This window comes from Amycolatopsis sp. SB7-3 (genome assembly GCF_041021335.1).
GTDB classification, from domain to species: Bacteria; Actinomycetota; Actinomycetes; order Mycobacteriales; family Pseudonocardiaceae; genus Amycolatopsis; species Amycolatopsis japonica.
Map to the genome: position 1 here is coordinate 2,298,245 of NZ_JBFPJQ010000001.1, position 20,912 is coordinate 2,319,156.

At 68.8% G+C, this 20,912-nt stretch carries 18 protein-coding genes; 5 read left to right on the forward strand and 13 right to left on the reverse strand.

The genetic code is table 11. The annotated features are described in order from the left end of the window. The first annotated feature begins 80 nt into the window (after positions 1-80). On the forward strand, positions 81-1,271 hold the full coding sequence (locus AB8M46_RS11280; protein ID WP_394360233.1) for an ROK family transcriptional regulator: 1,191 nt from the start codon (positions 81-83) through the stop codon (positions 1,269-1,271). Positions 1,272-1,421: 150 nt separating this feature from the next. On the opposite strand, the gene AB8M46_RS11285 is transcribed toward AB8M46_RS11280, so the two are convergent. Continuing rightward, positions 1,422-4,637, reverse strand: coding sequence for a beta strand repeat-containing protein (locus tag AB8M46_RS11285; protein WP_394360234.1), 3,216 nt, complete (start codon positions 4,635-4,637; stop codon positions 1,422-1,424). Positions 4,638-4,831: 194 nt separating this feature from the next. Beyond that, a complete protein-coding gene (locus AB8M46_RS11290) occupies positions 4,832-5,827 on the reverse strand; it encodes a hypothetical protein (protein WP_394360235.1) in 996 nt (331 codons plus the stop codon). A 271-nt stretch (positions 5,828-6,098) separates the two neighbouring features. Here AB8M46_RS11290 and AB8M46_RS11295 point away from each other — a divergent pair, with 271 nt between their 5' ends. The 3 genes from AB8M46_RS11295 to AB8M46_RS11305 are packed head-to-tail and all read left to right on the forward strand — an operon-like array spanning position 6,099 to position 9,114. Further along, the gene (locus AB8M46_RS11295) at positions 6,099-7,295 is read left to right on the forward strand and encodes an AI-2E family transporter (protein ID WP_038521967.1); all 1,197 of its coding nucleotides are present in this window, start codon (positions 6,099-6,101) and stop codon (positions 7,293-7,295) included. After that, entirely contained in the window at positions 7,292-8,458 is a 1,167-nt protein-coding gene (macS, locus tag AB8M46_RS11300) for a MacS family sensor histidine kinase (RefSeq protein ID WP_394360236.1), read from the forward strand. Before AB8M46_RS11295 ends, macS begins: the two co-directional genes overlap by 4 nt. Next, positions 8,455-9,114 (forward strand): response regulator transcription factor, encoded by a 660-nt coding sequence (locus tag AB8M46_RS11305; protein WP_016338311.1) that lies wholly within the window; start codon positions 8,455-8,457, stop codon positions 9,112-9,114. Before macS ends, AB8M46_RS11305 begins: the two co-directional genes overlap by 4 nt. A 1-nt stretch (position 9,115) precedes the next feature. On the opposite strand, the gene AB8M46_RS11310 is transcribed toward AB8M46_RS11305, so the two are convergent. Next, a complete protein-coding gene (locus AB8M46_RS11310) occupies positions 9,116-10,042 on the reverse strand; it encodes a hypothetical protein (protein ID WP_394360237.1) in 927 nt (308 codons plus the stop codon). A 195-nt stretch (positions 10,043-10,237) separates the two neighbouring features. Between AB8M46_RS11310 and AB8M46_RS11315 the strand changes: the two genes are divergently transcribed. Further along, positions 10,238-10,900, forward strand: coding sequence for a DUF1707 domain-containing protein (locus AB8M46_RS11315; RefSeq protein ID WP_037334083.1), 663 nt, complete (start codon positions 10,238-10,240; stop codon positions 10,898-10,900). Here the strand turns inward: AB8M46_RS11315 and AB8M46_RS11320 are convergent. The 10 genes from AB8M46_RS11320 to AB8M46_RS11365 all read right to left on the reverse strand — a co-directional run bounded on the left by AB8M46_RS11320 (position 10,897) and on the right by AB8M46_RS11365 (position 20,821). Beyond that, positions 10,897-12,315, reverse strand: coding sequence for an MFS transporter (locus AB8M46_RS11320; RefSeq protein ID WP_394360238.1), 1,419 nt, complete (start codon positions 12,313-12,315; stop codon positions 10,897-10,899). The two genes, AB8M46_RS11315 and AB8M46_RS11320, sit on opposite strands and share 4 nt — an antisense overlap. Before the next feature lie 104 nt (positions 12,316-12,419). Next, positions 12,420-14,054, reverse strand: a complete 1,635-nt coding sequence (ptsP, locus tag AB8M46_RS11325; protein ID WP_394360239.1) for a phosphoenolpyruvate--protein phosphotransferase — start codon at positions 14,052-14,054, stop codon at positions 12,420-12,422. Positions 14,055-14,122: 68 nt separating this feature from the next. Then, positions 14,123-14,983, reverse strand: coding sequence for a ribokinase (locus AB8M46_RS11330; protein WP_394360240.1), 861 nt, complete (start codon positions 14,981-14,983; stop codon positions 14,123-14,125). A gap of 316 nt (positions 14,984-15,299) precedes the next feature. Further along, positions 15,300-16,445: a hypothetical protein gene (locus tag AB8M46_RS11335; RefSeq protein WP_394360241.1), complete on the reverse strand. Its 1,146-nt coding sequence runs from the start codon at positions 16,443-16,445 to the stop codon at positions 15,300-15,302. 1 nt (position 16,446) lies between these two features. Continuing rightward, positions 16,447-16,764: a hypothetical protein gene (locus AB8M46_RS11340; protein ID WP_394360242.1), complete on the reverse strand. Its 318-nt coding sequence runs from the start codon at positions 16,762-16,764 to the stop codon at positions 16,447-16,449. Beyond that, a complete protein-coding gene (locus tag AB8M46_RS11345; protein ID WP_394360243.1) occupies positions 16,712-17,086 on the reverse strand; it encodes a hypothetical protein in 375 nt (124 codons plus the stop codon). The genes AB8M46_RS11340 and AB8M46_RS11345 overlap by 53 nt, the downstream gene beginning before the upstream one ends. Before the next feature lie 70 nt (positions 17,087-17,156). Further along, complete coding sequence (locus AB8M46_RS11350) at positions 17,157-18,755, reverse strand: DUF6346 domain-containing protein (protein WP_394360244.1); 1,599 nt, start codon at positions 18,753-18,755, stop codon at positions 17,157-17,159. Between the two features lie 36 nt (positions 18,756-18,791). Beyond that, on the reverse strand, positions 18,792-19,925 hold the full coding sequence (locus AB8M46_RS11355; protein ID WP_125731326.1) for a WXG100 family type VII secretion target: 1,134 nt from the start codon (positions 19,923-19,925) through the stop codon (positions 18,792-18,794). Positions 19,926-19,933: 8 nt separating this feature from the next. Continuing rightward, on the reverse strand, positions 19,934-20,242 hold the full coding sequence (locus tag AB8M46_RS11360) for a type VII secretion target (RefSeq protein WP_394360245.1): 309 nt from the start codon (positions 20,240-20,242) through the stop codon (positions 19,934-19,936). Between the two features lie 27 nt (positions 20,243-20,269). Beyond that, positions 20,270-20,821, reverse strand: a complete 552-nt coding sequence (locus AB8M46_RS11365) for a YbaB/EbfC family nucleoid-associated protein (RefSeq protein WP_037334068.1) — start codon at positions 20,819-20,821, stop codon at positions 20,270-20,272. Positions 20,822-20,912: the final 91 nt, after the last annotated feature.

A 20,912-nucleotide genomic window follows, 5' to 3' on the forward strand; every position in this document is an offset into this window, starting at 1 on the left:
GGTCCATGAGACGACTCGACGGGCGTCAGCGTAAACTATCAGGAAGGGAACCTGATAATTAATTCTGGGAGGATCTGCCGGTGAGTGTCATCCGGACGCCGTCCGCCTCCCCGAGCACGGCGCGCGCCATCAACGACCGCCTCGCCCTCGACCTGCTCCACCGCGAGGGTTCGCTGACGGCCGCCCAGCTCAAGACGTTGACCGGGCTTTCCCGGCCGACGGTGGCGGACCTCGTCGAGCGTCTGCAGGACGCGGGCCTGATCGAGATCGTCGGCGAGGCGGGCGCGGACCGCCGCGGACCGAACGCGAAGCTGTACGGCATCGTCGCCGAACGCGCGTACCTCGCGGGGCTCGACGTCCGCACCCACGGCATCGCCGTTTCGGTCGCGGACCTGCTGGGCCGGACCCGCGCGGAGGCGTCACTGCCGTTCGATCTGGACGTCGACACGGACGAAGCCGTGGAGCGGGCGATCGCCCTGCTCAAGACCACGACCGCCGAGGCGGGCGCGACCGCGCTGCACACGATCGCCGTCGGCGCCCCCGGCCTGGTCGACCCGGCGACCGGCGGGCTGCGGCACGCCGGGGGATTGCCCGCGTGGCACGGGAAACTCGTCGACGAACTCCGGCGGCGGCTGGGTGTCCCGGTACTGCTGGAGAACGAGGTCAACCTCGCGGCCGCCGCCGAACAGCGGCTCGGCGCCGCCCGCGACCGGGACACGTTCGTCCTGCTGTGGCTGGGATTTGGGGTCGGCGCGGCCGTCGTCCTCGACGGTTCGCTGCGGCGGGGCGCGTCGGGCGGCGCGGGGGAGATCGGGTTCCTGCCGATGCTGGGGCCAGGACGGCTCCCGACCGCGACCGACTGCGACGGCGGCTTCCACACGCTGGCGGGCAGCGCCGCGCTGTGCGAGCTGGCCCGCGAGCACGGCATCCCGGCGTCATCGGCCGACGACGCCGCCGCGGCCGAAGCGGCCATCGGATACGCGATCGACTCGAACGCCGAGGACTTCCTCGAGATCGTCGCGGAGCGGATCGCGATCGGCGCCGCCGCGGTCACCGCGGTACTCGACCCGGGCTGTCTCGTCCTCGGCGGGGAGATCGGACGGGCGGGCGGCGACGCGCTGGCGGCGCGGGTGAGCCGACGGCTTGCGGAGATCTCACCGCTGCGGACCGAGGTGCGACCGGGGACCGTCGGCGGCGGCGCGGTGCTGGAGGGCGCGGTGCTGACCGCGATGGGCGCCGCGCAGGACGCGCTCTTCACCCCGCGGGGCTGAAACGGCGATCTCGCGTGATCAGACGGACGACACGCGTGATTGGCGGGCGAACACGCGTGATCAGGGGCGGAACACACAAAAGGAAGCGGGCCCGGGAGTGTCTCCCGGGCCCGCTTCGGTTCATTCAGTGGCGCTAGCCGACTGGCAGGTTCACATGGTGTGGAACTTCTTGCCGGTCAGGGTGCCGATGAAACGCTGGAACATGCTCAGCGGCGACGAGTCGACGCCCGCCAGAGCCGGGACCTGCGCGGTCGGCATCGCCGGGGTGCTGTTCACCGCGGGCAGGGTGCCCGTGGTGGGCAGCTGCACCGGCAGCGCGCCGGCGGTGGGCAGCGCACCCGCGGTCGGCAGGGCGCCGGCCGTCGGGAGCTGCACCGGCAGGTTGCCGGCGGTGGGCAGCCCGTTGCTCAGCGCCGGGAGGGTCGGCAGCTGCGCGACCTTGGGGGCGTCCGCACGAGCGGCGTCACCGGGCAGACCCGGGGTCTTCGGCAGGGCCGGGACACCGGGCAGGGCCGGGGTGCCGGGCAGCTCGGGCAGGTCCGACTTCGGCAGCTGCGCCGGGATGGCACCCAGCTGCTTCAGCGCGGTCAGGCCGGCCACCTGCACCGGGAGGGTCGCCACCTGGGGACCGTCGGCGCGGGCGCCACCGATCTCCGGGGTGGTCGGCAGGGCGCCGGCACCGTTCAGCGACGGCACCGAACCGAACGGCAGCGCGGGCAGCGCGTCGATCGGCATCTCCGAACCGACCGAGTCGGTGAAGGCGCGGGTGTACTCCTCGTCGTTGATCACGGTGTTGTCGGTCGAGTTCTCGTCCGCGATCGCCAGGACCGGGATTTCGAGCTCGTTCAGCGGGATCACGAAGACCAGCGGGTGGTGGAAGTTGAAGCCCGAGAGGGCCTCTCCGCTGCCGTCGGTGATGCTGTCGCCACCGGCCTGGCCGGTGATCATGCTCTCCGCTTCGGTCTCGGACACGCCACCGGCGGCCGCGATCGCGTCACCGAACACCTCGGGGTCGGCCGCGGCCGGGATGTCGAGGATGTTGCCCGAGAGGGATCCGTCGAGACCCGAGGTCTCCACGTCCCCACCCGAAAGGGCGTCGACGGTGTTGGAGCCTTCGGCGTCGGCCAGGCCGGCCGCCGCGACCGCGTCGTGGGTGACCGGCACGATCGGCAGCGCCTGCGCGCCGATGATGTTGCCCGAAACCGCGCCCTCGTCACCGTTGGTGGTGGCGTCGCCGCCCGCCTCCGACAGGACGTCGCTGACGCTGTCGCCCTCGGCGATGCCGGCGCCGGCGATGCCGTGCCCGGTCACCGGGACCGCGCCACCGATCGGCGTCTGGACGATGTTGCCCGCCAGCGCGCCTTCTTCACCGTTCGCGGTGGCGTCGCCGCCCGCGTTCGAGTCGGTGAGGTTCGTGCCCTTGCCCGACGCGATCCCGCCGAGCACCGCGGCGAAGTTGTGCGCCTGGACCGGCAGGGAGACCGGGCCGTAGACCAGGTTGCCCGAGCCCGCGCCACCGTCACCGGTCGCGTGGACGTCGTGTCCGGCGTTGGACGTGGTGTCGCCGTCGGCGCCACCGTGGCCCTGGCCGATGAACGCGCCACCGATCCCGAACGCCTGCACCGGCAGCGAAACCGGCACGGTGCCCAGGTTGGAGCTGAGGAAGCCGTTGTCGTCGGCGGTGTTCCCGCCGCCGCCACCGGAGACGACCTTGGTCTCGTCGGCGGTGCCGGTGCCCTGGCCGATGAACGAGCCGCCGACACCGAAGACCTCGGCCGGAACCGCGGCCGGGACCTGGACGATGTTGCCCGAGCCGGACGAGTCGTTGCCCGTGGTGCCGTCGTAGCCGCCGGCGGTCACGGTCTTGGTCTCGGTCGCCTCGGCGACGGCCTGGCCGATGTGCGAGCCACCGACGCCGTAGACCTCGGGGGCCAGCGCGGCCTGGGTGTTGACGATGTTGCCCGCGAGGGTCGAGTCGTCACCCGTGGTGTGGCTGCCGTTGCCGGCGTTCGCGTCGACGGTGTTCTCGCACGAGGTCGAGGACACGTTGCCGATGTAGGTGCCCGCGATGCAGGTCACCTCGACGGGCGCGGCCACGGCCGGGTCGACGATGTTGCCGCCGCCCGCGGAGCCTTCGCCCTCGCTGCTGACGAACCCACCGGCGTCGACGACGCTCGAGTGGCTGGTGCCGCCGTCCTTGCCGGTGTTGGCGAGGCCGATCCAGCTGGCGGCCACGCCGCCGACGTTCGCGACGTCCGCGGTCTGCGGCACGATCGCGTTACCCGCGACGGCCGAGTCCTCGCCGGAGGTCTGCACGTAGCTGGGGACGTTGCTCCAGCCGGGGGTGGTGTCACCGGCGGTGGCGTCCGCCGAGGAGCTGCTGTTCGAGTTCGCGAGCGAACCGTGCGCGGCGGCGGCGTTGTCGTTGACCTTCACCGGGAGGGCGATCGGCACCGCGCCGACGTTGCCGCCGAGGGCGGAGTCGTCACCGTCGGTCTCGACCCAGCCGCCGGAGGTGGCTTCGGTCTCGGCCTCGTAGCCGGAGCTGTTGGCGTTGCCGATGATCCAGGAGGCGGCGTTGCCGGTGACCTGGACCGGGGTGGCGAACTGACCGGCCAGCACGTTGCCGGACAGGGCGGAGCCCTCGCCGTCGGTGGTGATGTTGCCGGTCTCGCTGGTGCTCTGGCTGGCGGAGCCGCCGACCACGCGGCCGGTGCCGCCGGCGAGCCCGCCGCCGTTGCCGGCGATCTGCACGGGCAGCGCCCAGTCGAGGGACACGACGTTCCCGGCGAGGCTGGAGTCCTCACCCGTGGTCTCGATGTCCTGGTTGTGCGCCCAGGTCTGGTCGTGCGAGCCACCCTCGACCTCGGCGTCGCCGATCACGCCGATGGCGTTGTCGACGATCTGGATCGGGACGACGACGTCACCGACGACCTTGTTGCCCTTGAGGATGTCGTCGGTGGTGGTGAACCCACCGCCGGTCACCCCGCCGCTGACCTGACGGGCCGAGTCCTTGGCCGCCAGCGGGGCCGGGACCGCGTTCTTGCCGGAAAGGCTGGGGAGCCCTCCACCGATGCCGTCGGTGCTGCCGCCGGGCGACGAAGCCGAGTCCAGCGCGTCCGAGACGGGCTTGGTGACGGCCTTCGTGCTGATCTCGCCCTTGTAGCCGGGGAGGTCGGCCTGGCCCAGCGGCGTGCCGACGGCGTTGTTGTCGATCTCGACCGGAACGGTGACGTTCGCGTCGAGCGGGGAGGCCGGGGTGTCGGGGTTGACCTGTTCGTCAGCCGAAGCGATGCCGGTACCCAGCATCAACAGCCCACCCGTGACCAACGCGGTCTGGAGTCCGCGCTTTGCCCAGGATTGCATGGGGTTGTTCTCCTTCATTTCGGGTTCCCTTTCGGGTCTGAGGAGGTGCCTTCGAAGCGGCACCAGAGGGGGTGGAACTGGCTGCGGGCGCACAAAAGCGCACCGCCGTTTCGCGGGGGATCAGGAGCGGACGCGAAGCCAAGCCCGGAATCGGGAGGCGTGAGGCGCGTCGGCTACCCCGCGGAGGGAGGTGTTCAGTCGGGAGTGACGCCGGGCTGCGAGCCCGGGGTGAGCGGCATGTACCGCGTGCCTGCCAGCGCGTAGCCGGTCAGGGAACGCTCGACGGCGGCGGCGACCCAGGCGGGAACGCCGTGGGTCAGGCCGTCGAGGTGACCACCGGGGGCGGAGCCGCCGGGGACAGTCGGGAAGGAAGGCGCGGCGGGAAGCGGCGCCGGGGTGATCGGACGCGGGAAGTCACCACGGTGACCGTCACGCGCCGGAGCGTCCTCGACCTGATCGAAGGCATCGTGCGACTGCGCGAAGGCCGGCATCGGGAGGACGGTCTCGGAGGAAGCGGGGAACTGCGTCGTCGCCAGCTGCGCGAAGTCGGTGACCTGCTCACCGGCGCCGATGGTGTCCAGCGGGGAGCCGGGGTCCACCGGGGATTCGCCGACCGGGAGTTCCGGGACGAGGCCGCCGTGTTTGTTCGGGTCCAGCAGATCCCAGACGCCGGGCGTCGGGGGGAAGGTCTCGTCCAGCACCTGGCGGGTGTCCTGCGGCTTGCGCACGATGTGCTCGACGGCGCCGAGGGTCCGCTTGACCGGGGTGACCACCGAGGTGTCCGCGAAGTCGGTGACCGCGTCGCTGACGCGGGTGGAGACCTCGTGCTGATCGGCACGGAGGTCGCCGCAGTGGCGCTTCGCGGGAGCGGATCCGTTCTCGCCCGGCATCGACCACGTGGTGGCGTCCTGGTGGCCTTCGCCGCACATCGCGCCGGCGACATCGCCGGCGAACTTCGAGGCGCCACCGGAAACATCGGTCAGCCCCGCCGCGGTGGCGTCGGTGACCGGGGTGACGCTGGTTTCGGGCGCGGAGACCACCGGGGCGATGTCCGCGGAAGCGGAAGCGCCGGAAACGGCCCACGCCGCGGCGGAACCGGCGACGGCACCACCGAGCACGAACAGCGCACGCGAAGCGAGACGGCCGAAGCGCACAGCGCCACGCCTCTCGTTCTTCGCCGCGTTCGTCACTCGGTCTCCTGTCGCTTCGGTTCGTCGTTGCGGGACCGAGGTAAGCAAAGTGCGGAAGGCTTGCGCGAGTTTGAAAGGCCTTGATGGCACGATCGTGTGAAGAACACTCGGTGTAACCCGAAATCACGATCGGTGATCAAGGCTGGCGGAGCCCGGTTACTCCGGAGTCGATCAACGGGCGATGTGTCAAGCGTCGCATCGGGCGAATTCGCCGCTCGCGCGTTGCCCGGAATGTTCAAGAAACGTCGCCTCGGACCGATACGGTGTCCGCGTGAGCGAGCCCCAGCGCAAACAGCCGGAATTCGACCCGGCGAACCCGTTCCTTTCGGAATCCACCGAGGACGTCACCAACCTCGTGCCCCGCGGCCTGCGGATCGGCGCGGCGTTGTCGTGGCGGTTCATCGTGGTGATCGCCGCGCTCTACGTCATCGTGTTCCTCATCGGCTACCTGTCGGTGGTCGTGATCCCGTTGTCGATCGCGCTGCTGCTCGCCGCGCTGCTCGCGCCGGCGGTCTCCAAGCTGACGGCGCTGAGATTCCCGCGCGGGCTGGCGGCCGGGATAGTGCTGATCGCGGGCCTCGCGGTGCTCGGCGGTCTGCTGACGTTCGTCGTCGCGCAGTTCTCCTCCGGCCTGCCGGAGCTGCAGAAGCAGCTGACGGAGAGCCTCAACCAGATCAAGGTCTGGCTCATCGACGGGCCGCTGCACCTGCGCCAGGAGCAGATCCAGGAGTTCATCAACCAGGCGATCAGCTTCCTGCAGAACAACCAGGCCTCGATCACCACCACCGCGCTCACCACCGCGGGCACGGTCGGCGAGATCGTCACCGGGTTCATCCTGACGCTGTTCATCCTCATCTTCTTCCTCTCCGGCGGCGACCAGATCTGGACGTTCCTCGTGCGCGGCGTGCCGGGCCGCGTGCGGAACCGGGTCGACGTCGCGGGGCGGCGGGGCTTCGCGTCGCTGGTCAGCTACGTGCGCGCGACGGCGGCGGTGGCCGTGGTGGACGCGGTCGGTATCGGCATCGGCCTGGCGATCGTCGGCGTCCCGCTGGTGATCCCGCTGGCGACGCTGGTGTTCCTCGGCGCCTTCATCCCGATCATCGGCGCGGTGATCGCCGGCGCGGTCGCGGTGCTGATCGCGCTCGTGACGAAGGGTGTCGTCGGCGCGCTGATCGTGCTGGCCATCGTCATCGGCGTCATGCAGCTGGAGAGCCACGTGCTGCAGCCGATCCTGCTCGGCCGCGCGGTGAAGCTGCACCCGCTCGCCGTGGTGCTCGCGATCACCGCCGGTCTCGTCGCCGCCGGGATCGCCGGCGCGCTGCTGTCGGTGCCGCTGCTCGCGGTGCTCAACGCCGGTATCCGGTCGCTGCTGCACGAACACGATCCCGATCCGGCCGAGATCGACGTCCTGCGGGATCAGGCGGCGCAGCCGAACGATCCCGGGGAAGAGTCCGAAGCCAAGTCATGACCGAGCCCCCGCTCTGGCGCGCCGTTTCGGCGCTCGGCACGCGGGACCCGGCCACTCCGCTGTGGCGCGGGGTGATCGTGCTTCGCGTGACGACGCTGCTCTTCGCACTCGGCTCGTTCATCGTCCATTACGACGGCTACGGGAATAAGTGGCTCGCGTGGACGTCCTTCGGCGTGATGACGCTGTGGACGGTGCTGAGCAGCGTGTTCTACGCGCGGCCGTCGAGCCGCTGGCCGTGGCTCGTCGGCGTCGATCTCGCGCTGACCGTCGTCCTCATGTTCACCTCGGCGTGGATCCTGACCACCGCGCAGTTCGACGCCAACACCCCGCTCATCACCACGGTGTGGGCGGCGGTCCCGCCCGCGGCCGCCGGGACGCGGTTCGGCGCGCTCGGCGGGGTGCTCGCCGGGCTGGTGGTCTCGGTGGTCACCGGCCTGGTGCGCTGGCGGTTCGACGTCGACGTCGCGAGGGACGGGTTCCTGCTGACCGCGAGCGGGTTCGTCATCGGGCTCGCGGCGACCATGGCCCGCCGGTCGGCCGACGCGCTGACCAGGGCGTTGCGCATGGAGGCCGCGACGGCCGAACGGGAGCGGCTCGCCCGCTCGATCCACGACAGCGTCCTCCAAGTGCTCGCGCGGGTGCGCAAACGCGGCGCCGAATTCGGCGGGGAGGCCGCCGAGCTGGCGAAACTGGCCGGTGAGCAGGAGATCGCGCTGCGCGCGCTGGTCACCACCGAGCCGACGCATCCGAGCGAGAACGGGACCACCGACCTCCGGGCCGCGCTGCAGCTGCTCGCGACGCCGTCCGTGCAGGTCTCGACGCCCGCGGGCGAGGTCCAGCTGCCCGAACACGTCACCGCGGAGCTGGTGGCCGTGGCGCGCGAGGCGCTGTCGAACGTCGAGAAGCACGCGGGCGAAGACGCGCATGCCTGGGTGCTGCTGGAGGACCTCGGAACGGAGGTCGTGGTCAGCGTCCGCGACGACGGCCCGGGAATCGCGCCCGGTGTCCTGGAACGCGCGGCGGCCGAGGGACATCTAGGTATCGCGGAGTCCATCAAGGGACGGGTGCGGGATCTGGGCGGGAGCGTCGCCCTGGACACCGCGCCCGGCCAGGGCACGGAATGGGAAGTCAAGGTTCCAGTGGCGGCGAGGGGGAAGCGATGACCGAAGCGCCTCAGGTCTCGGTGATGGTGGTCGACGACCATCCGATGTGGCGGGACGGCGTCGCGCGCGACCTGGCCGAGCACGGATTCGACGTGAAGGCCACCGCGCCGGACGCGCCCGCCGCGGTGCGGATCGCGCGGACGGTCCGGCCGGACGTCGTGCTGATGGACCTCAACCTCGGCGAGACGTCGGGGGTCGACGCCACCCGCGAGATCACCGCGGAACTGCCGTCGACGAAGGTGCTCGTGCTGTCGGCGAGCGGCGAGCACAGCGACGTCCTCGAGGCGGTCAAGGCCGGGGCGTCGGGCTACCTGGTGAAATCGGCCTCGGCGAGCGAACTGGTGGACGCGGTCAAGCGGACCGCGGCGGGCGACCCGGTGTTCACCGCCGGGCTCGCCGGACTCGTCCTCGGCGAGTACCGCCGCATGGCGGACGCGCCGGACGACGGGCCCGCGCCGCCGCGGCTGACCGAACGCGAGACCGACGTCCTTCGCCTGGTCGCGAAGGGGATGACGGCGCGGCAGATCGCGGAGAAACTCGTGCTCTCGCATCGGACGGTGGAGAACCACGTCCAGTCGACGTTGCGCAAACTCCAGCTGCACAACCGCGTCGAACTGGCCCGGTACGCCATCGAGCACGGGTTGGACGAGGAGTAGTTCACCCCTGGCCGATCGTCACCACCGAGCGATTCCGTTCGGCGGGCAACGCGGTCTTGACGACCGTCCACTGTGGCCGGTCGAGCCGCCAGCTCGCGACGACGTCCGTGGCGAGCACCAGGCTGTCGTCCTCGGTCCATTCGACCGCGACCCGTTTGAGCTCGGTCGCGATCGGGTTCGAGGGCGCGTGTGTCCAGGTCAGCGTGTCGAGGGCGAGCACCCAGACGTCGGCGGTCTGCGTGGCCGTCCCGGCCCAGGCCGGGTCGCCGAACAGCACGGCGACCTTGTAACCGTCGCGGCTCGGCACCGCGGCGCCCGGCGTGCCGTTGGCCACCGGGCGTTTGACCGGCGTGCGCTCGTTGTTCCGCAGGTCGAGCACGGAGAACTCGGTCAGCTCGGCCAGCAGCATCCGGTCCTTGGTGAGCGCGAGCACGCGGGGGAACTGGCGCACGGCGCGGCCGGTGGCGGGGTCGATCAGCACGTCCTCGGCGGTGGCCGTCCCGGTGTTCACCGTGATCAGCAGGCCCTGCGGCACCTCCTGGCGCACCGCCATCGTGCAGCTCGCCGGGCGGCCGCGACCGCGCTCGACACCGAGCAGGGAGACGTATTGGAGGCGGCACAGGTCGTTGCCGTCGTCGCGGATCAGCCAGACACCGCTCTCGTCGGCGGCCGGGGCGACGCTGCGGGCCCTGCCGAGCTTCCACGGCTGGTTCTTGGGGTCGCCGTAGACGAGCACCTCGGACGGTTCCAGGCAGGAAGGCCCGCAGCGCCCGGCCGACAGCACGACCGGGAACTTGCCGACGCGGATGACGTCGTTGACCCGGTCACCGCCCGGAGCACCGGGCAGCGGCGTGGTGGCGCCGGTGGCGGGATCGAGCATCGAGGGCGGTGAGGTCGCCATGACGAGCCGGAAACCGCTGTGGTCCACTGGGATGCCTTCGAGTTTCGACGGCGGCGGCGATGTCGGCTCCGGTTTGAGCGTCGGCAGCTTCGCCTCACCACCGAAAGAGCAACCGGTCAGCAGCAGGACGGCCGCCAGCAGGGCGGCACAGGGGAGAAATGCGGGTCTGTTCAGGGTATTTCCCCGATCTCGCGCGTGAGAATCGGTTCTACCATTCCTGGCATGGGCGAGGAAGAGCAGCCGGCGACCGAAACCAAGCCGTTGACCGGACGGGACATCCGGGTCTCCGACGCGGAACGCGAGCACGTCGTCGAGGTCCTGCAGAAGGCGATCGGCCTCGGGATGCTGAACCTCGACGAGTTCACCGAGCGGACCGACCGCGCCCTCGCCTCGAAGACCCGCGGTGAGCTGAACGCGGTGCTCACGGATCTGCCCGGCCTGGTGCATCCCGAAGCCGGAATGGTGCCCCGGCAGCAGCAGAACCCGTGGGCACCGCCCCGGCAGCACGCCTACGCTCAGGCGTCCGGGCAGGTCATGGAGCTCAACGGCAAGTACTCGGCATTGCAGCGCAACGGGAACTGGCTCGTCCCCGAGTCGATGGTGATCCGGAACAAGTACGGCGCCACGAAACTGGACTTCTCCCAGGCGGAGATCCGGTACCCGGTGGTGCACATCGAACTGCAGGCCAAATGGGGGCCGGTGGAGATCACCATCCCCGAAGACGGTGCCGTCGACACGAACTCGATCACCGACATCAAGTTCGGCAACCTCGACGACCGGACCCGCTCGAACGGCCGCCCCGGCACGCCCCGGTTCGTCATCACCGGGCGCGTGCACGGGGGGTCGCTGATCATCAAGTACCCGCGGCGGGGCTTCTTCGGTTAGGCGCCGACCGGGCGCACGTGGCGCAGGTGGCGGACCACGAAGTACGCGACCGCGGCCAGCACCAGGGCGGCCAGCCCGGACACCGCGTGCATCCCGCTGGCGAACGCGTCGTGCGCCGGGACGGCGTCGGCGAGCCGGGACCGGGTGACCGCGTTGCCCAGCGTCCCGACGATCGCGATACCCAGCGCGTAGCCGAATTCGTTGCCGGTCTGCGAAAGCGAGGCCGCCGAACCGGCCTTCTCCGGCGGCACGGAGCCGACGACCAGATCCGTGCCCAGGGTGATCAGCGGGCCGCCGCACAGGCAGGTGATGGCGAAGGCGATCGCAGGGATCACCGGGCCGGTCCCGGGTTCGACCTGCGTCAGCAGCAGGAACCCCGCGATCGCACCGGCCAGCCCGGTGGCGATCAAGGTCGCGGGGCGGATACGACGGGCGAGGATCGGGGCGGCCAGGAAGCCGGCGGTCGAGGCGAGCATGCCCGGCAGCAGCGCCAGCGCGGCGCCGACCGGGGAAAGCTCCAGCACGATCTGGAAGAACTGCGCGACGAAGAGCATGGTCGTCCCGCCCAGCATGGAGAACGCGCACATCCCGCCCAGCGCCGTCGTGAACGCCCGGCCGCGGAACAACGTCAGGTCGATCAGCGGGTCCTGGAGGGTCCGCTGGCGCCGCACGAACACCACGCCGAAGCCGAGGCCGATCAGGAGCGAGGCCACCGGGACCACGTGCACACCCTCGCGAGCGAGTTCCTTGATGCCGTAGACCGCGGGCAGGATCGTGACCAGTGACAGCGCGACGCTCGCGAGGTCGAGGCGGCCGGCGTTCTCGTTGCGGTACTCGGGCAGGAGCTTCGGGCCGACGACGAGCAGCAGGACCATCGCGGGGACGCCGAGCAGGAACACCGAACCCCACCAGAAGTGCTCCAGCAGCACGCCGCCGACCATCGGCCCGACGATCGCGCCGACGGTGAAGCAGCCCGCCCAGATGCCGATCGCGAGCGAACGCTGACGGCTGTCGGAGAAGAGGTTGCTGATCAGGGCGAGCGTCGACGGTGCCAGCGTCGCACCGGCGATCCCGAGGATCGCGCGGGCGGCGATGAGCATCAGCGCGCTGGTCGAGAACGCGGCCAGCACGGAGGCCAGCCCGAACGCCGTGGCGCCGATGAGCAGCAGTTTCCGGCGGCCGATGCGGTCGCCGAGGGTGCCCATGGTGACCATGAAGCCGGCGATCATGAAGCCGTAGACGTCCATGATCCACAGCTGCTGGGTGCTGTCGGCGCCGAGGCTCTGGCTGAGCTTCGGCAGCGCGAGGATCAGCACGAACACGTCGAGGGAGACCAGGAAGGTGGGCAGGGCCAGTACGGCCAGCCCGACCCATTCCCGGCGTCCAGCCCGCGTCGGGGTCATGGTGGTCGTCATGGTCCGGTCCTTTCGTCGCTTCGGTGTCTTTCACCTAGGCGTCGAAGCGGTGGACCGGATTTCGACATCCCCCCGGATCCGATTTTGGGAGCGGGGGACCTTTGCTACCGCTTGGCGGCGGCCTGCCTCGCGGCGACCGGGTCCGACGTGGCCAAAGCTGCGTCGGCCAGTGCCTCGCATTCGGCCAGCGTCGTGGCCGCCAGGCTCGCCCCGACCGCGCGCACGGCGGGCGCGTTCATCGAGAGGCTGGTCAGGCCGAGTCCGGCCAGCACCAGTGCGAGCCTCGGATCGGCGGCGGCCTCACCGCAGACGCCGGCGGGCTTGCCGGTGTCCTTCGCGGCCTGGCCGATGACCTTGAGCAGGCGCAGCAGACCCGGCTGCCACGGGTCGTTGAGCTTGGCGACGGCGCCGAGCTGGCGATCCGCGGCGAAGGTGTACTGCGCGAGGTCGTTGGTGCCGACGGAGACGAAGTCGACCGCGTCGAGGATCTCGCGGGCGGTCAGCGCGGCGGCCGGGATCTCGATCATCACGCCCGCGCGGGCGATTCCGGCGGCGCGGACGCGCTCGGCGAACCAGGCGGCCTCGGCGGCGGTGGCGACCATCGGGGCCATCACCGAAACCTCGGCGCCGGAGTCCTGCGCGGCACCCGCGATGGCCTCGAGCTGGCGGTCGAGGATCTCGGGACGGTCGAAAGCGACGCGAAGGCCGCGTACGCCGAGCGCCGGGTTGGGCTCGTCCTCGGGCTCCAGGAACGCGAGGGGTTTGTCCGCGCCCGCGTCGAGGGTGCGGACGATGACCGGCTTGCCGCGGAACGGCGTGAGCACGGCGGTGTAGGCCTTGCGCTGCTCTTCGACGCTCGGCTCGGAAGAGGCGTCGAGGTAGCAGAACTCGGTGCGGAAGAGGCCGACGCCTTCCGCGCCCGCCTCGGCGGCGGCCTGGGCGTCGGTGGCGGAACCGACGTTGCCGAGCACCTTCACCCGGTGGCCGTCGGAGGTCGCGCCGGTGCCGTCCCACTCGATCGCGCCGGTCTTGGCGGCCGTGACGACCTCGGCGTTCGGGTCCGCGACCTCGACGACGCCGGTGTCACCGTCCACCGCAAGCGCTTGCGCGTCGAGCGCGAGCAGGCCGCGGACCGCGACGACGGCGGGAATGCCGAGCGCGCGGGCGAGGATCGCGGTGTGGCTGGTGGGGCCGCCCTCTTCGGTGACGAGCGCGAGCACCTTGTCCGGGTCGAGTCCGGCGGTGTCGGCGGGCGCGAGGTCGCGGGCGACGAGCACACTCGGCGAAGCGAGGTCGGGAACGCCAGGAGGCGCGATGCCGAGCAGTTCGGCGATGAGCCTGTCGCGCACGTCGAGGACGTCGCGAGCCCGCTCGGCCATGTAGCCGCCCGCGGCCGCGAGCGCGTCGGCGAATTTCCCCGCCGCCTGGTGCACCGCGCGCGGCGCGGGCAGGTTCTGCTCCTTGACGAGTTGCTCGGCCGAGGAGACGAGCGCAGGGTCGGCCGCCATCGCCGCGGTGGTGATGAGGATCGTCGCGGCCTCGCCGGTCGCCGTCTCGGCGAGCTTCTCAAGCCTGCCCGCCACGATCTGCGCGGCCGGGGCGATCCGGGCGGCCTCGGCGGCGGGATCGGCCGGTGCCGGCGTGCTCGCGGGTTCACCCAGCGGTTCGGCGACCCGGACGACAGGACCGCTCGCGCGGCCGGGACTGACGGCGACCCCGGACAGTGACTCAGACGGCATGGTCTAGACCATATCTCATAGGCGGCGTGAGCTGGCTCATAGCCATCAGCAGAACACAGAAGAGGACATCATTCCAGTTCGGACGCCGTCGGATACGAAGGCTGCGCGCCTTGGCGGGTCACCGTGATCGCCGCCACCTTCACCGCCTCGCGCGCCGCATCGACCAGCTCCGCGCCCTTCGCGAGCGACGTGGCGAGCGCCCCCGCGAAAGCGTCACCGGCGCCCGTCGTGTCGACGGCCTCGACCTTCGGCGACGGCACCTCCGTCACACCGTCCGGCGTCACCACCGCAGCCCCCTTCGCGCCGAGCGTCACGACCGCGGCCTTCGGACCGAGGTCGAGCAGCTTGGGGAAATCCGCCTCGCCACCGAGCAGGAACGCGGCTTCGTGCTCGTTGACCAGAAGGACGTCTAGCCCCTGCAGCGTCTTCGCGGAAAGCTCGGCGGCAGGCGACAGATTCAGCAGCGTCTTCACGCGACGTTCGACGGCTTTCGCGACCGCATGCTCGACGGTTTCGAGCGGGATCTCCAGCGACAGCACCACGATCTCGGCGCCGTCGAGGTCGACGTCCTCGGGCCGCAAGGCGGAATTGGCGCCGGGCGAGACGAGAATCGAGTTCTCACCGTCGGGCGTGACCGTGATGTACGCGATCCCCGTCGGGCGCTCACTCGTGCGCAGCGATCCGGTGTCCACCCCGGACTCGGCGAGCGACCGCTTGAGCAACTCGCCGTACGGGTCGTCGCCGACCGCGCCGAGCAACGCGACGTCCGCCCCGAGCCGGGCCGCGGCGACCGCGGTGTTGGCGCCCTTGCCACCCGGCGACAAGATCGTGTCGCCACCGAGTACGGTTTCGCCACCACCGGGTCGCCGATCGACCGGGACGACGAGATCGGCATTGGCGGACCCGATGACCAGCACCTGAGAAGTCATGGAAGAGACGATGCCATGACCAGCAGTTGTCCGGGCATGACCCTTCTCCAGACGAAGATGTGAAGAACTTTGTAACTTTCTCGGCGCGTAGTGCGACAATCAGGCGAGCAGCGGAACGCCGTCACTCTTTCGGGGGATAACCTTCCCCCGGGCGTCACTTCGGCGATCACGCCCGCTCTTGAGATGCGTTGCCGCGTCCAAGCGGTGACGTTGCCCCGATCCCGGCTTCCGCCGGGAAGAGGGCATCGGGTCGCCGGCGTCGATCACGTAGCCCCCCGAGTGATCGGCGCCGGCGGCGCCCCGGTTGACGGGCGCCTCAGCCCGCTACGGCTGTTTCCCGGAACTCCACGCGGTCTGATGTCCGCATACTGCTTTCGAACTCACGCCTCGCGTTCACGCTGAACGGGCGCCCCAGCCGATACCAACCACCGGCGAGACTTTCGGACTCGTCGTCGTACGGATCACTTTTGGTCAATTCAGCCAGCTTCGGATGGCGGATCGCGAACATGTCCGATCCCGGCAGGAAGTCCAAGTAGGTGGAGCCATGGTCGACTCCCCACCGCACCGCGTCGATCTCGTGCCACCACACTCCGACGAAGGTGCCGTAGGTCCGGAAGTAGAAGCCGCGAGGTCCGAGTTCCAGGACGACTTTTCTCTTCTTCTCGTGCGTCGCTCCTTCGAAGGCTTCGACCCCCATCGTCACCACAAAGAGCGCGAAGAGCACTACAAGCGCGCAGACGCGCACTGAGCCTTCAGCAGCGGCAGCGATCACCACGGCCGTGACCTCGATCATCAGAGCGGCGAACCGGAAGACCCCCAGCTTGCGCTTGTCCCACCCGTTGACGTGGATCTTCACCACATCGTCCACGACGTCAAGAGCTTCCTCGCGGGCCGTGACCACCACTGGTTCGTCGGGCACAGTCCGCACGGCGGTGTTGTCGTCCTCGATCGCGACATCGACATGTTTCACGAGAAAGGGCATCAGCAGCTTCAGCTCACGATGCCTGAGGTCGACATCGGCCACTTGGAGGTCTCCGTCGGGTTCACGGGCCAATCCAGCGGACAGTGCGTCGAAACCCGATCCCGGGCGAATGATCAGAATGAAGTCGTCAGATCCGGAACGGTGTGGGGAGTACTCGCGAAACTTGAGACTCAGAATGACTTTCGCGATGTTCTCCCACCTGGCGCTCCAGGCCACGACACCACCCTTGATGCGCCTGATTCCCGCACGGTCGAAAATCAGTTCGTCAGCGGGAGGGGGCGTCCGGTAGTTACGGAACTCGATGGTTCCGCAGTAGATGAACACGGCGCAGAGGACCCCGGCCACGATGCGCACTGCCAACTGGAAGTCGCCGACCACGGCGATCACCATGACCACGGCCAGGGTGCCGAACAGGATGACCAACACCAGATGACCGATGACACCGGGCGTTCGTGAGATCACCAACCGTTCGTCGGACACGTCATGGCTCCTGTCGCGTCGACGAAGGTTCTGAAGCTTCTTCACCGAGATAACGCGGGTCGTCGATTCCCGGCGAGTCGAAGGCGACTTCCGTGTTTCTCTTGAGGACCGGCCAGATCTCTTCGACGTCCTCCGACGTCAGTTCGGTCTCCGCGATCAGGATGTCGCCGTTGTCCTCACGCTTGAATCCCAGCGGTCGAGCCAAGCGCTCGCGCGGGTAGTACGCGTCGACACTTTTCGACGGGCTGAGAACCACATGAAACGCGTCAGTGCCCGCGGCCCGGCGCAGGACGATCTTCTCGATGTCGCTCCAGCGCACGGACCAACTCCACGTACGGGACGTCATGGTCGTCTTCCTCGGTCTCGGGAATGTCGAAGGTGATCGCGGCCTTCTCGGCGACGGGCTTTTCAGGCTTGATCACACCGAAAGTGAGAGCCTGGACGACGCTCACGAAGCCAATCTTCGTGACGACGAGCAACGCGATGATGAACGCTACGAACAGCACTACCCTGACGAACCCGTCGACCTGCGTGTAGCCCGGATCCTCCGGGTCTCGTTGGATCTGGACCAGGGTGTCGGCACCGACCAGTACGACAGCCAGCGCGAACCAGCCGATCAGACCCCTCAATGCCGTTTTCAACGCACTCGCCGATGGCCAGGGACACGGCGAGCGAGGCGGACAGCCCCTAGGCGAACGATCTCGAACCGCCTCACGAACGGTTCTCCAGCGGCTCTGCCGTCGCCGGTCGTGGCTGGACAAGGTCAACGAGGCGTTTCGCGGCAGCTGCGCCCACCCGCTCCACGAGCACATACTCGTCGCCCTCGCTCGGCACCACATGAACGCTGTAGTACCAGCGGCCGTTGCCCGGCGGAGCCGGCTTCACCACGATGTTGTCGATGTCCGCGTAGAGAACTTTGACTTCAGGGCTATCCCTTTCCTTCCAGCTCAAGGAATCTGTTCGGAACACGAAGACCCCACGGCGTCCTCGGTACAAGGATGCGGCGAGGTAGACAAGCACGACCGCGGTGATGACGAACCGATCCATCGCCACCTGACCGGATGCGGCGGTCGCCAATGACCAGGTCAGCAGAATCGACCCCAGCAACATCACCGTCAGCCGGGTGAGCGAGGGCCGGCTCGCCGAGACCTGCTTCTCCGTCGAGACGCCTGACGAGGCGTTCTTCAGCCTGACGACCGTGCTCTTGGCCGGCCTGATCAAACCGAGCCCGCCCCTGGCAACTTCCCTCGTGGGCCAACGCGTCAAACCCGGCTTGAAGTTCTCGACCACTGCCGAGAAGCGCTCGGCTTCTTGAAGCCGAAGAAAGGGCGTGAGGAGATATCCGTGATCGGAACGAGTGCAGAAGGCTGCTGCCAGGTCTTCATCCCTCTTTTCACCCACGATCGCGAGGTGGACCTCGACCAGGTCGCCTGGGCGTTCCATGAAAACGAAACGCTTGATCCTCGACCAGTGGATTCGGCGTGGCGAACCATCGCGCGCGGTCTGTACGAACCCTCTCGACGTCAACTGCGCGGGAACCAGCGATGCTCCCGACGTGACCCGAAGCCTGCGCCTTGCCGAGGGAATCGCCGCGAGCAAGCCGACACCTGGTAGCAGGAAAGGAAGCGCGACCAGATATGTCGCCACATCTTCGGGCCTCAGCCGGACTGTCGCCACGATCATGGTTCCCGCCACCACCAGAAACCCGGCCCCTGTCGCGGCGAAAAAGATGAACGCCGCGACGGCCCCGGTCCGATCTCCTCCATCGGGCACCGGCAGTTTCAGCTCGACCGGCAGGTCCAGCGATTCCGGTTCGGCCGGTGCTCGTGTCCTTCCGGTATCGCGCCGCAGGGTCGGCACCAGCCACCTTAGGACGGTCTCGGGACCGACGGCGTAACCGATGAATCCCAGGCCTCCAACGGCGACCAGCCCGATCACCGCGAGGAATTCGTAGGGGTGCGGGACATTTCGCTGCCAGTCTTTGGCGGCGTAGTCCACGAACACCGGCTGTCCGCGGTCGGCCGGTGTCAGCTCGTCGGGACCGAACTCGACCTCGACCGGTGCTCGATCCGGGCCTGTCCGCACCTCGGCGACACATTTCCAGTAATAGCCCGCTCCTCGAGCCGAAAGCGGGCCGAATTCGGCGCACTCGCCGACGGTCGCGGTCCCGTCGGCCCCGTTGAGGTCAGAGCCGGAAACGGTGACCGGCACACCGGCGATCCGGAGAAACGTGACCACACCGATGACGAACAAGGCCAGCAGGACCCACGCCGCGACACAGGTGACAACGGTTTTCGCGGCCGCTTTCATGACTTCCTCCGAACGACCGAACTCTGGACTCGAGAACTAGATCGATCCTGATATCCGTTGCCCGCCAGGCTGGTCGAAAACCGGCTGCACTGTCGAACCGGCAGACTGGGCACCAACTGCACCATCCTTGCCGTCCTTCTTGTCGTCACCACCTGAAACCAGTTTGTCGCCGATTTCGCCGGCCTTCTTACCCGCCTCTTTCAACACTTCCTTCGTGACGGCGTCGGGAACCTTCTTGACGGCGTCCGACACCTCCTTGCCGAAATCGTCGGCGATGTCCTTCGCGCCGACCTTGCCGTACGCGGCCAGATTGGCGATGTCGTCGCCCAAGGTCTTGGCCAGACCAGAGACATCGTTCCCGAAGTTCTTGGCGACGTCCTTGACGTTCACCCCCTGGAGAAGCCTCTTCGCCTCTCCGAACATCGCACCCAGCTTCTTGATGAGCCCTGACGCGTTTCCGAAGGCCTTGGTCAATTGCTTGACCTTGTCCATGATCTTGGTCGCCCACCTGATCGCCATGGGAACTCCCTCGGCGGCCAGCCCGGCCGGCATCGCGGGGCCCGGGTAGCGACAGACGATCCAGATCAGCTTCCAGACACACTCGGAGATCAGGTCACGGACCAAGCTGCGAACCACAGCGAGAATCGACTTGCACATCGCGATCATGACCGAGATGCCCTGCGCTCCGGTGGCGACCGATTCGTAGAGGTCCGCGCGATCGTTCGCGAACGCCCGGTAGGCGTCCGCGGCGGTCCCGGTCCAGGTAGCCGAGTCCCTGGCGACGTCCTGTCGCAGTTCATCGGCGACCTTCGACAACTCGTCGCCGATGTTCCCCCAGGTACCGCCCAGGTTCTCCAGCGCGACTTGGTCACCTGTCAGCCAGTCCAGTGGCTCCCGCAGAAAGCTGACATGCTCGATGACCCATCCGATACCCGCTTTGGCCAGAGCACCGAGCGGATCGGACATATCGGAGGCGAAGGAGACGCCACCGATCACCAGATTGGCCAGTCCCTCACCCCAATCCCCAGAAGAGAACTTGATCAGGGCGTCGCCGAAGTCTTGTATCAGACCGGCGCCCTCGAGCGGGCTTTCCTTCTTCGCACCGTCCGTGGCGACCAGTGGATTCGGTGCCTTCGGGGCGGGGTTCGTGGCAACAGGATTCTCAGTCATGGCCGGCCTTATACCTTGAAGAGTTTCTTGTACTCGTCCTCGGTGATTTCCTTCCGCTGCTGCCACACCCTGACCCGATCGGCGTGGTCGTCAGCGCTCGTCGCGGCCGTTCTGACGGCTTCTTCCGCGACGGATTGCGCCATGGAGAACGAGATGGCGAGCGACATACCGATGATCCCGAACGCCTCGGGGTGCATCGTCTGCTCGGCGGCGTTCAAGGCCGTGTTGATCCGCCCGGTGAGCGCATCGAGCTTCCCTCGATGTGTTTCGAGCGCGGATGGATCTACATCGAATCCTGGTCCACTGGAGCCGGTCATCGTTCTTTCCCTCCCTCAAGAACCCGCTCAGCGCAGGAAGTCGCCGCCGGTGAAGTAGTCGTCCTCGTGGTCCGTCTGCTGCCTGCGCGCGGCACGCGGCGGCGCGGGCGGGGTCGCCGGGGGTGCGGGCGGCTTCGGGGCGGGAGGGGGTGGAGGCGCGTCGAGTTCGTCTTCGGCGACGAAGCGGTCGTCCTCGTCGGGTTCCTGGTGGCCGCCCTCGACGTAGCCCGTCGGTTCGGGTTCCGGGTACTCGTTATGCAGCTGGTTGACCAGCTCGTTCATCGTTTCGGTGCCCGCGATGGACGGCACGCCGGTCTGCATCGCGCCCGCGAGTTTGCTCTGCGCGCTCTGGACGACTCGGAGGATCTCCTGCGCGAGCGCCGGGTTGTCCCGCACGGACGGGCCGATTTCCAGGCCCACCAGGTTCCCCGCGTGGTTCACCCTGACCGAGATCTGGCCGTCTTTGCTGCGTTCGGACACCGAGACACTTTCGATCTCGGTGCGCATCTGATTCGCCTTCCGCTGGGCGTCGGCCAGCTTGGCCTCGAAATCAGCGAAGAGCTGCTCAGGGTTCGACACGCGAACCTCCCCTGTTCACGTCGTAGCCGTTCGGCGACCGAGTGTGGCATACCCGTCTGACATCGGGGAACGTTTGCCGGACATCCGCACC